Source organism: Pseudomonas sp. GW821-FHT09H03, assembly GCF_059415945.1.
In genome coordinates, this window is record NZ_JBWKOF010000010.1 from 61,227 (window position 1) to 72,597 (window position 11,371).

Consider the following 11,371-nt stretch of genomic DNA (forward strand, 5'->3'; position numbering starts at 1 on the left):
TACTTCAATTACACAAGCGCACTTCGACGTTTGAGTTCTCCATTAAGAATGAAGTCATTCTCGGAATAATCTATCGGGCAATCGATCACATGAACTCCTGGCTCGCGAATGCACTTCTTCAACAATGGTAAAAACGATTCTGCAGAGTGAATCAGATACCCATTGGCGCCATAGCTTTGGGCATACATCACGAAATCAGGATTTCCGTAATCCAGACCAAAATCTGTGAACCCCATATTTGCCTGTTTCCACCGGATCATGCCGTACCCATCATCGCGTAGGATGATGATAGTCAAATTCATCTTCAAGCGAACGGCGGTTTCAAGCTCTTGGCTATTCATCATGAAACCACCATCACCACAGACCGCCACGACTGGGCGATCAGGGTAGACCAAGTGGGCAGCCATGGCAGACGGCAGCCCCGCACCCATAGTCGCAAGGGCATTATCCAACAGAACCGTGTTAGGTTTATGAGCCTTATAGTTGCGCGCGAACCACAATTTGTAGATCCCGTTATCCAAGGCGACGATACCCTCAGATGGCACAGCACGCCGAACATCAGCTACCAGGCGCTGGGGATAAATTGGGAAGCGATCGTCATCAGCTCCTTCGGCCACTTGGACCTCATTAGCCTCACGAATAGTCATCAGCCGATTGAAATCCCAATGAGACTGCGGCTCCAGTGCTTCGCTGATCTGCCAGATCGCGTTGGCGATATCACCCACCACTTCGATTTGTGGAAAATACACAGGATCAACTTCGGCAGATCGGAAGTTGATATGGATAACGTCCGTACCGCCACGAACCATAAAAAAAGGTGGTTTTTCGATTACGTCGTGCCCGATATTGACGATCAAATCAGCAGCCTCTAGACCGCGATGTACGAAGTCACCCGCCGACAGAGCAGCGTTCCCAAGGAAACGGGGATGGCGCTCGTCCACTACACCCTTCCCCATTTGAGTGGTTACGAACGGTATTCCAGTCTTATCGATCAACTGCCTGAGGACCTTAGCGGTGATCTTACGGTTAGCACCAGCTCCGATAACCAAGATTGGGCTGTGTGCCGCCTTGAGCTTGCAGACAGCGGCAGCAATAGCTTTTTGCTCGGCAACCGGACGGCGATGCAAACTGGGTTGGATTGGTCGGTTGTCCGTATGCTCGGCTGCAATATCTTCCGGGAGCTCGAGATGCACAGCGCCCGGCTTCTCTTCTTCAGCAAGGCGAAAAGCTTCACGTACTCGAGAAGGGATGTTGTCCGCAGAAGCTAATTGGTGCGTGTATTTTGTAACCGGCCGCATCATCCCAACCACATCGAGGATCTGGAAACGCCCCTGTTTAGACTTTTTAATGGGCTTCTGCCCGGTAATCATGAGCATAGGCATCCCCCCCAGATAGGCGTAAGCACTGGCGGTCACCAAATTCGTTGCACCGGGGCCTAGCGTAGCGAGACTGACACCTGTCTTACCCGTGAGACGACCATATGTAGAAGCCATAAATCCGGCGGACTGTTCGTGGCGTGTGAGTACCAATTTGATGGTTGAGCATCTTAGTGACTCCAGCAGATCCAGATTTTCCTCACCTGGAATGCCAAACACATATTCAACTCCTTCATTCTCTAAGCATTGCACTACAACATCTGCAGCCTTGGCCATCTTCCACCTCGAATTTTGAGAGCATTTAAATGCAATTGAATATGTTTTACCGCAGCCACTACCTTCATCAGACAACCAGGTAACAAGCCAGATATAACGAGCCGCAGGCTAACCAACTAGGAAAGCCATGCACTTATAAACCAAGGGACTAACCACTACTGAGCATTAAAAAAAAACCGCCCCAAAAGGGCGGCAAATGATACTTCGAGACAACCGGAGCAGCTCTCGAAGCCTTACACGCAATTAAAATATGTTAAGTGGATACTCTGTAACAAGCCGTAGCTCATGAACGTCTGGCTTGAAATCACTACGATAGCTGGCGGCTTTAACTTGAGTACTCAGCCCCTTAGCACGACCGGACTGCACAACATAACGCACCATAAAGTCAGTCTCCCACTCCTTGCCGTCACTGACAGTTTTGCCTACTTTTATGTTATCACCCATAGCATAGACGGTCGTAAATGTAAGACCCGGCAAACCTAATTGCGCAAAATTAAGGTCATATTGTAACTTCCAAGAATTTTCGTCTTCATTGACGGCATCCATGACCTGAATAAAGTTAGACAAGTACAAAGTACTTGTTCCATCAATAAGGTATTGATGCGGGCCTCGACCACTGACCTGCTGATTCGCTACAGTAAAGGTACTACCAAGATAGGAGTAGCTGCCTTGAAGACTGAAAACATAGTTATCCAAATCTCCGCCGAGCTCATCACCGATACTTTTCTGCTGATACGCATTGTATTGCAGGCCCACTGCCTGTTTAGCATCCAAGCTATGTAACCAGTTAATACCGATGAAACGGTTATCCCAGTAATTCTGTATGCTGGATGAATATAGAGAGGCACTGAGATCTTTGGTAAAATCGTACTTACCGCCTACGTAATCAGCCTCTTGCAAAGGTCCCGATGCCCGATCAGTCTGATCCCTACGTCGCAGGGAAGTTAAGTGACCCGCTTCGAAGAGAAGTTTTGAAATGTCTGTGCTACTAAATGTCACACCGTCTACTGTTTCGGGGAGCAACCGAGAATCTCCGAGTGAGACCACAGGGTTTTTGACGATCTGACCACCTATTTTTAGAACACTATTTGACACTTTTACCTTAACAGCACCTACTGCCTTGGAGTATTGATCTTGAGCTTCGTCAACCCCAGGTATTCCCTTTCCTGAGCTTGCAAGAAGGCCAGTACCGATTCGATCGGAACTGCTATCAAGTTTCAGGCCGAACATGCCGATTGCGTCTACTCCGAAGCCAACGGTTCCAGGAGTATACCCGGAACTGAACTTAGCAATCGCCCCCTGCGCCCACTCACGGCGCTGGCTCTGCTTGACATTTTCACCTGAAAAGTCACGATCATAGTAGTAATTTCGGTTAAGTATGCTGAGCGTGCTTTTCTTGACGAAGTCAGACTCCGAAATATCCGAAGCAAAAGTGGATGCACTCCCGAAAACCAGTATTGCCGCCAAAAATATAGCCATTAACACTTTCATAACCTACCTCTCTTAAGTTACGACACAAACAAAATTGTTTTTATTTTTACTGAGTAGTTATTATTCGTGCAGCACAACACTCTGTGGACATCTCGCACAGTAGACAGCCAACCTTCCTGGTTATTGGGTGTAAACTCCATCCGGAAAAGCCCGATAGCGCGCCCACGCCAATTGGCATAAAAACGCAGTCCGACTTTCAAGAAAAAACTCTTATATCAGTAGCTCTGTATATCAGCCCTACTGATAAAATTTAACGCTCAGGCCATCGCCAGTTAAAACTTATACGCGTTTGAGTGCATTGCGCACGTCTACTTACGAGCATGTGGAAGCTGTCAAATCTTCACGCCAACATCCGCAAAAAAAATCATATTTTCCAGGCGACCGGCAGATCAATTAATCAACTTAATATGGCGAGTTACGGAAGACCTCTGCCTCCTCAAGAATTCATCAACCCTATACAACTACAACAATTTAGCTGTCGCCCGCCACACGACAGCCTTATATTGTCTATATACTACTGCATCGAAGCAAATGCGAACGGCGAATACTTCGCAAAATTGCCGCTTCGCACTAGGGTATAAGCAGCCAAAAGATCCGGCGCAAAGTACCTGTCAGCATCGTAGTGAGTAACTTTCTGGCGGATTGTTTCCATCGTCAATTGGAGTGTTGGACTGGTCTTATTCGGAGCACGCAAGTCTACGCCCTGAGCCGCAGCCAAAAACTCGATAGCCAGAATATGCGCAACATTATCTGCAATATCGGTCAAGCGGCGGGCGGCGTAGGTCGCCATGGAAACATGGTCCTCCTGGTTGGCAGAGGTAGGGATTGAATCAACAGAAGCTGGATGCGCAAGTGACTTGTTTTCTGAGGCAAGTGCGGCAGCAGTAACATGAGCAATCATGAACCCAGAATTGATACCGCCATCTTTGACCAGGAATGGAGGCAGGCGAGAAAGCGTTGCATCAATCAAAAGTGCAATACGACGCTCAGCAATCGATCCGATTTCACAGGCAGCGATAGCCAGGTTATCCGCAGCAAAAGCCACTGGCTCAGCGTGGAAATTACCTCCTGAGATAACCTCTCCAGTTTCTGGAAAGATCAGCGGATTGTCAGAAACGGCGTTCGCTTCAATCAGCAGTATGTTGGCGGCATGCCGAATCTGATCGAGGCAAGCCCCCATAACTTGAGGCTGACACCGCAGGCTGTACGGGTCTTGCACTTTCTCGCAATCAGCATGTGACAGGTTAATCTCAGAGCCCTTAAGAAGAGTCCGGTAGGCTGCGGCAGCATCAATCTGACCTTGATGGCCTCGAAGCGCATGAATACGGTGATCAAAAGGTGCAACTGAACCCAACGCAGCATCGACCGACAGCGCACCTGCAACGAGAGCGGTGTTGAATAGGTCCTCAATCGCAAACAGATTTTGTATCGCGAGAGCAGCGGATGCTTGGGTTCCGTTAAGCAGCGCGAGCCCTTCCTTAGCTTGCAATATAAGCGGATCAAGCCCTACGAGTTTCAATCCATCGAGAGCGCTCATACGCTCCCCCTTCACATGCACCTCACCGAATCCGATCAGCGTGGCTGACATGTGGGCAAGAGGAGCCAGGTCACCAGAGGCGCCTACGGAGCCTTTCACAGGAATTACAGGAAGCACGTCAGCATTGAAGAGCTTGACCATGGCTTCCATCACTTCCAGACGGATACCAGAGTTGCCACGACCAAGGCTAGACAATTTGAGCGCGATCAAAAGGCGAACCACCGGTCGCGGCATTGGCTCACCCACACCCACCGAGTGAGACAGCACCAGATTTTTCTGGAGCAACTCAAGCTGGTCGCTAGGAATGTGCGTGCTTGCCAGCAAACCAAAACCTGTGTTGATTCCGTACGCAGGCGCCCCTTTGGCAACAATTGCTTGAACGGTACGAGCACCTGCCTCGATAGCGTCGAAGCTGGCCGGGTCGAGTTCGAGAGAGACGTTTTCACGCGCAATACGGCGCAGCTGGCTCAAGGTGAGTTTGCCAGGCGTTAGCTTAATCATGCCGATTTCTCCAATGAATGAATGACGAATGAACGATGGACGAAATATACATGAATGTATTTTTTCATTCAACATCAAGTGAGAAATTGTCAAAACTACTCACAGAAGCCAGCAAAACAAGGGTTTCAGCCTGAAAAAACGTCTGAGCAGTCCCCGCAAAAACCTCCATTCGTCCGATTCATTGCACAGATGAATGAAATGTTTTATTCTTTGTCTCGCAACACAAATAAAAACTTTCAGAACGATGGAGTTCACATGTCAACCAACCTGCTCGAGTTTCACGCGCCGGGCCCGGACATCAAGTTCCGTGTCCAACTGCTTAACCAAGAAAACCCTGACGTCATCGCACAGGTTCTTGAGCAACTGCCACTTGATACCGTGCTGGGTCACGTCGTCATTTCTGGCGAAGCCATTTGGATGCCAACCAAGATCGTTCATTTGGGCAAGTCGAATATGGTGAAACGCTCGCCCGGCGCTGTGTATCTGTACGCTCCAGGCCAAACAATTTGCCTGACCTATGGCGCCATCACTGAAAGCGCGTTGGTCAACAAATTCGGGCAAGTTCTCGATAGTGACCTGCCAGCACTGGAGAAACTCGGCGAGTTTGTCTTCGCACAGACGATCACCGAGCCGCGCCGGAGTGTCATCAACATCACCGTTCGGAGGGCTTCATAATGTCCGGTATTAAGAAATTTGAAGGTAACTGGCGCGAAGCCAAAGCAGAAATCGATCGCCAAGTCGAACGCGTATGGCTGTCAGAACCTGAAGAAATTCAGAAGATCCGCTGGGGCATCATCGATAGCGGCGCCGGCAGTGGCCAACAATCTTTCAGCGTCTTGGTCCACCTCGAAGCTTATTTGATGTTGGTAGGCGCAGACGTAACCTATCGCTTTCTCAAAGTTTCCCAGTATCCGGATGTAGAGCTTCCGACGCTCATTAAGATGACTCGTGAGTTTCTGACCGGTACGTTTAACGTGTTCGAGTTCATGACCGACTTGGGTCTGACGAACATGCACGAGATCGGGCAGATGTTTAGCGATGCTCTCGACACCTTGGAAACCAAAGAAGAATACGTCCAGCTCACCGGCTCGATGATGACCTACGTGATCCGTATGCACCGCTGGATCCACTTCATTTTTCCATGGAATTTGGGCGTTGCCTTCCCTCACCGCCAGCCCGAAGAGGTTGCAGCGATCGCAGGAATCTTGGTTAAAGCGTGAAAATTTACATTCAGTAATAGGCGATGCGATCCTTGCCCATTGATCGCACGTAGCGCCCCGTCCTTCACCTCGCATGATGCTATGGTGAAGTCGGGGCACAATTTTGCAACATACCAAGTCTGATTGCCTTGTTACCCTGTACATACGATACCGATCTTGCTTTGCCAGCGAGTAACATGCCAAGCTTGCTAATATTTACTCTCAAACTTGGAGATAACCTTGGCCGTCAGAGCTCGTAACCCGAAAAAAAAGTCTGATGCGCCTGGACCTCAAGCGTCCGCTGATCCTACGTTACTGCGTAACGAGCTTGAACGAAGGCTTGAGGGTCGGCGCTTAACTCCTGCTCACCGCCGAATCACGCAGATTCTGGTGCAGCATGCAACCGACATAGGTTATCTGACCAGTATGGAGTTGGCCCAACTGGCAAATGTAAGTCAGCCATCAGTGTCTCGCTTTGCAGTGGCATTGGGGTTCGACGGATTTCAAGAGATGCGGCGTGCTCTTCGCTCTCTCACTGAACCTACCCCAACAGCAGACAGTAACACCCGTAATGCCAACAAGTATCAGGCCGCCGCGGCAGCAGAAGCGCGCAATATCATGGAGTTGTCAGAGCAACTTGAGGATATGACTCGTATAAGGGAGTTTGGAAGCGCGCTTGCCGAATCAACTCCACTAGTGGTTTTAGGACTACGTGCATCAGCGGGGCTTGCAACTCAGTTTGCCTATTTTGCAGCTAAAGTCCACCCGGATGTACGCCTCATTACTAATGGCGGATCGCTTGCCGAGGACCTGATTGAGCAGGCAAAAGGTGCTGGCGCAACATGTATTCTTGCTTTTGCCATGCCATTGTACCCTCGCGAAACAATACAAGCGCTTCAATTTGCTAGGCAGCTCGGCCTTGGTCTTGCTGTGGTTTCCGATCCAGGATTTCCAACTCAAGGACTCATTCCAGATTTCAATATTTCAACCCAGATTTGTTCGTCGTTGGTTTTCGACTCAAGCGTATCTAGCGCTTTTCTAGTTACAGTTCTGCTGGAAGCGATGTGCGATGCTATGCCGGACGGTGGGGAAGCTCGCCTAGAAGCAGGAGACCGGTCATCTATGCGCAGAAAGGTGTTTATACGCTGATGCCTATATTTCCCGGCGCGCTCAACCGTTGCCTCTTGACTTTATTATAAGACATTGTATTAGGTACAATGATCGGCCTGAGTCGTATAGGCACTCTCCAGCTAACGCCATTATCGTCTATTGCGATGACGCACGTTATTAATGCTTATTCTTGGTCGAGTTAGGCGCGTGGTTAATCGCGTCATCGACGATAGCGTCCTGGCGCAGGGGATAGGTCTTTTCCCTACAAATAATTGTTGATGATTGTGAGGGTTTTATCGGCATTTCATCACTACCACCCAATTAACCATTTCAATCACGACATCCCCTAGCAACAGTGAATCAGCGTGGGGTCAGCTCTATTACACAACACTGACCATTGACAGATATTTCTTGCAATTCGACATTACTGCTGAATTGTAGACAATCATGCCGACCCAGCACTTCATCCGTGCTATCACCCAACTTGATCTGTACCTGTTCAGCGACACTGAAGATCAGCACCGAACTCGCCGAACTGAAAAAACGCTGCTTACCTTCAAGCCATTGCAACCTGGCGCTGAAGCGCTCTGGTGCATAGATCAGATTGAAGTCAAGAATCGGCCCGCCGAATAATGCGCAATAAACCAGGCACTCGCCACTGAAGGCAAACGAGTCCAGTGGTAACAGTAGCCGCGTATCCTGGCCATCGACCAGCAACATCATGCCCTGGCCCTGCAGCACCGTGATGACCCGCTGATAACCAGCGAAGGTAGAAAACCCGCCTGACTCACCAATATCGGCAATCGACAGGCGCCAGCCGAAGCTGTCCAAGTCGTCACCGGCATCGCGGGCAATTTCTTTCGTGCTGCCACCGCCGTTTTTCCAGGGCATACGCGGATAATTAGCCGCGCGCAAAACGTTCAACTGACTCATGTATCTCTCTCTATTTATGAAGCAGTTATCCCAGGCGATAACCGAAAGCCGACAGCCGAGCGGTGGAGCGCTGTACCGGACACTTTAGGGCGCCTGCAAGGCGCATAATCATTGCCCGCTCAGCGGCTGTATACCTAACCATTGCAACGCGCCTTGTCACCAACAGGTGAGAATTAGCCGGGCTTGAACCCCATGAACTGCCCAACTAGCGCCGCCAGCACCGGTTTCAACTGAGCAGCCAACTTCTCGTTAAGCGCATAGGGTGCTACCTCCTGCATGTAGCTACGCTGCGCCAACTCAAGTTGAATCGCGTGGACTTGTTGTTCAGGCTTGCCGTAAGTGCGAGTGATATGCCCCCCCTTGAAGCGGCCGTTCAACACCGCAGACATGTTCGGCGCAGCATCCTTGGCAGAGGCCAGTAGAGCCTCAGCGATGCCAGCCGCGCATGAGGTCGAGTTTGCCGTTCCAAAGTTGAACACCGGCAGTTCTCCGTCGAATAGATGGGGGATAACCGATCGAATCGAATGGGCATCCCAAAGCAATGCATAGCCATAGGCGGCTTTGATACGATCGAGCTCTGCCTGCAAAGCTTGATGGTATGGGTGCCAATAACAAATAAGGCGATGTGCTATTTCCGCCTCATTTGGTGCCTGTCCTTCAAGGTACAGGGGCACGCCGTCGAATGTGGTGAGCGGACACAGGCCGGTAGTGTTCTGGCCGGGGTACAGGTTTTCACCATCGGCCGGCCGATTGAGGTCAATTACATATCGCGAATACACCGGCCGTAGGACTGATGCGCCCAAGGCGATAGCAAAGTCGTATAGCGAGTCGATATGCCAGTCCGTGTCGTCGACGGCAAGCCCGACAGGGCTGAATCGGTGACACAGATCGTCCGGTAGATGGATTCCCACGTGCGGCATTGAGATCAACAGTGGACCGAAACCCTGTTGCAAGGTGAATACCACGTCGTCACTCATACAGCCTCCTTCAACAATACGGCAAGGGCAGCGCGATAGTCGTACAGAGCGTTAACCTGCAGAGCGTGTTGGCCGTTATCGATGATTTTTTTTCCGCCGACGAAAACGTCGCGAACCGGATTACCGCCATGCTCACAAAACACCAACGCAGAGAGCAGTTGTCGCTGATTGTTCTGGTCGACATTAGGCGCATCACTGTCGATCACAACAAAGTCTGCGCGCTGCCCCACAGCCAACCCCGCTACCCGCCGGCCGGTTGCTGCGGCGCCGCCAATCACCGCCTGACTGAACAACCGGTCGGCGATTACTGGCGCCTTGACCTCGGCCAGTACGTTGCGGCGTCGGTGCAGTAAGCGCTGGCCATATTCAAGTAGACGCAGTTCGGACCAAGGGTTAACGGTGATATTGCTATCAGAGCCAATCCCCCAGCGACCGTTGGCGGCTAAGTACCGAGGGGCATCGAATAGACCGTCGCCCAAGTTAGCTTCGGTCGTCGGGCACAGGCCTGCCGTAGCACCACTGCGAGCGAGGTTGCTGTATTCGGTGTCGATCATGTGCGTGGCATGCACCAGGCACCAGCGGCTGTCCACAGGTTGGCGCGCGAGCAACCATTCAACCGGACGCTGACCGAGGGTCACAATGCAGTCATCGACTTCCTGGGTTTGCTCGGCGATATGAATGTGGATCGGCGCTTGCGCGTCATCGTCGTTCAGACCGTCGAGTAACGTCTTTAGCGACACTTCAGACACAGCGCGCAAAGAGTGCGGTGCCACGCCATAGCGCAGATTGGCGTGTTCGGGCATAGATGCTTTCAGCCGCTGGCGCAGGTCAAGAATCCACTCTGGAGAAGAGATGAAACGCCGTTGGTGGGCCAGGGGCTCGACCTGACCAAAACCGCTGTACTGATAGAGAACCGGCAACAACGTAATTCCAATACCAACCTCCTGCGCCGCGATGACGATACGCTGCGCAAGTTCTGCTGGATTATCATAAGGTCGTCCGTCGGCATCGTGGTGCACGTAGTGAAATTCACACACCGACGTATAACCGGCCTTGAGCATCTCGATGTAGAGATGGCGGGCAATGGCCTGCATATGCTGTGGCTGCAGACGCTGGGCAAACCGATACATTAATGTGCGCCAACTCCAGAACGAGTCAGATGGATCGCCCATGGTTTCTGTCAGTCCGGCCATGGCACGCTGGAACGCATGAGAATGCAGATTCGGCATGCCGCTGACTACTAACCCCCTTGCAAGGGGCGTGTCCTGGCTGCGGACAGCATCAACATTTATCTCGGTCAGATCGCCAGTCTCATCCCAGCGCAGCAGAACATTGTCGTGCCAACCATCGGGCAACAACGCACGCTCGGCAAACAAACTGCGATGGGCCAGCACGGGGGTTGAAACGCGATCAACAGCAGTATCCAAACAGCATCGCACTTTACGATAACCTCGCAAAAGACAAGCAAAAATGGGCAGTTCAACCAGCATCGCGAGCCAATAAACTTTGCAGAAAGCTGCGTGTTCGCGCTTCCTTGAGTTAGGTGAACAACTGAGCCCGAAGGCACCTCGACGATTGCACCTTAGTCCTGAATCGACGCCGAGTTTGGTAACCGCCCCAAGGACTTACAATGAGATCTTGTAGGAGATGCCATACGCGACTTCAATTGCCTCGGCACCCTCCAACGGACAATTATATGGAAGGTCCTTGTTATAACGAGACTTTGACTACGGTCGGGCAAGCATCAAAACTATGGAGTAACCGGTATATCTGGCTACAGCTGAAAAAATGAGAGCTGTTGTGATTTACTTTAAAACACCCTGCCGCATACCAACATGCGGCAGGGCTTAGCGCCTGCATCAGCGGGACACTACTGATTAACTTATTCAACATAATTTAAGTAATAATCAGCAATCAACCTAAAAATTTTAAGTCAGTAATGGCCAGCTTTCAATCAACACCAACAGGCTA

At 50.8% G+C, this 11,371-nt stretch carries 9 protein-coding genes; 3 read left to right on the top strand and 6 right to left on the bottom strand.

Features of this window, described 5'->3' with window-relative positions; translation table 11 throughout:
- Positions 1-8 precede the first annotated feature (8 nt).
- From AC07OG_RS15865 to hutH, 3 genes are all read right to left on the bottom strand, one after another.
- Positions 9-1,652: an acetolactate synthase large subunit gene (locus tag AC07OG_RS15865; RefSeq protein ID WP_495067440.1), complete on the bottom strand. Its 1,644-nt coding sequence runs from the start codon at positions 1,650-1,652 to the stop codon at positions 9-11.
- A gap of 243 nt (positions 1,653-1,895) precedes the next feature.
- Positions 1,896-3,143 carry an OprD family outer membrane porin gene (locus AC07OG_RS15870; RefSeq protein ID WP_256352840.1) on the bottom strand — a complete coding sequence of 416 codons (1,248 nt, stop codon included), beginning with the start codon at positions 3,141-3,143 and terminating at the stop codon, positions 1,896-1,898.
- A 514-nt stretch (positions 3,144-3,657) separates the two neighbouring features.
- The gene (gene hutH / locus AC07OG_RS15875; RefSeq protein ID WP_218425843.1) at positions 3,658-5,181 is read right to left on the bottom strand and encodes a histidine ammonia-lyase; all 1,524 of its coding nucleotides are present in this window, start codon (positions 5,179-5,181) and stop codon (positions 3,658-3,660) included.
- 255 nt (positions 5,182-5,436) lie between these two features.
- Here hutH and AC07OG_RS15880 point away from each other — a divergent pair, with 255 nt between their 5' ends.
- The 3 genes from AC07OG_RS15880 to AC07OG_RS15890 all read left to right on the top strand — a co-directional run bounded on the left by AC07OG_RS15880 (position 5,437) and on the right by AC07OG_RS15890 (position 7,529).
- Positions 5,437-5,856, top strand: coding sequence for a hypothetical protein (locus tag AC07OG_RS15880; RefSeq protein WP_218425844.1), 420 nt, complete (start codon positions 5,437-5,439; stop codon positions 5,854-5,856).
- Positions 5,856-6,401 carry a cucumopine synthase-related protein gene (locus AC07OG_RS15885; RefSeq protein WP_218425845.1) on the top strand — a complete coding sequence of 182 codons (546 nt, stop codon included), beginning with the start codon at positions 5,856-5,858 and terminating at the stop codon, positions 6,399-6,401. The genes AC07OG_RS15880 and AC07OG_RS15885 overlap by 1 nt, the downstream gene beginning before the upstream one ends.
- Positions 6,402-6,620: 219 nt before the next feature.
- On the top strand, positions 6,621-7,529 hold the full coding sequence (locus AC07OG_RS15890; RefSeq protein ID WP_218425846.1) for a MurR/RpiR family transcriptional regulator: 909 nt from the start codon (positions 6,621-6,623) through the stop codon (positions 7,527-7,529).
- Positions 7,530-7,850: 321 nt separating this feature from the next.
- Here AC07OG_RS15890 and AC07OG_RS15895 read toward each other — a convergent pair whose 3' ends face one another.
- The 3 genes from AC07OG_RS15895 to AC07OG_RS15905 all read right to left on the bottom strand — a co-directional run bounded on the left by AC07OG_RS15895 (position 7,851) and on the right by AC07OG_RS15905 (position 10,890).
- Positions 7,851-8,423, bottom strand: coding sequence for a HutD/Ves family protein (locus tag AC07OG_RS15895; RefSeq protein ID WP_495067441.1), 573 nt, complete (start codon positions 8,421-8,423; stop codon positions 7,851-7,853).
- 173 nt (positions 8,424-8,596) lie between these two features.
- A complete protein-coding gene (gene hutG / locus AC07OG_RS15900; RefSeq protein WP_218425848.1) occupies positions 8,597-9,400 on the bottom strand; it encodes an N-formylglutamate deformylase in 804 nt (267 codons plus the stop codon).
- Positions 9,397-10,890, bottom strand: coding sequence for a formimidoylglutamate deiminase (locus tag AC07OG_RS15905; RefSeq protein WP_495067442.1), 1,494 nt, complete (start codon positions 10,888-10,890; stop codon positions 9,397-9,399). Before AC07OG_RS15905 ends, hutG begins: the two co-directional genes overlap by 4 nt.
- Positions 10,891-11,371 lie beyond the last annotated feature (481 nt).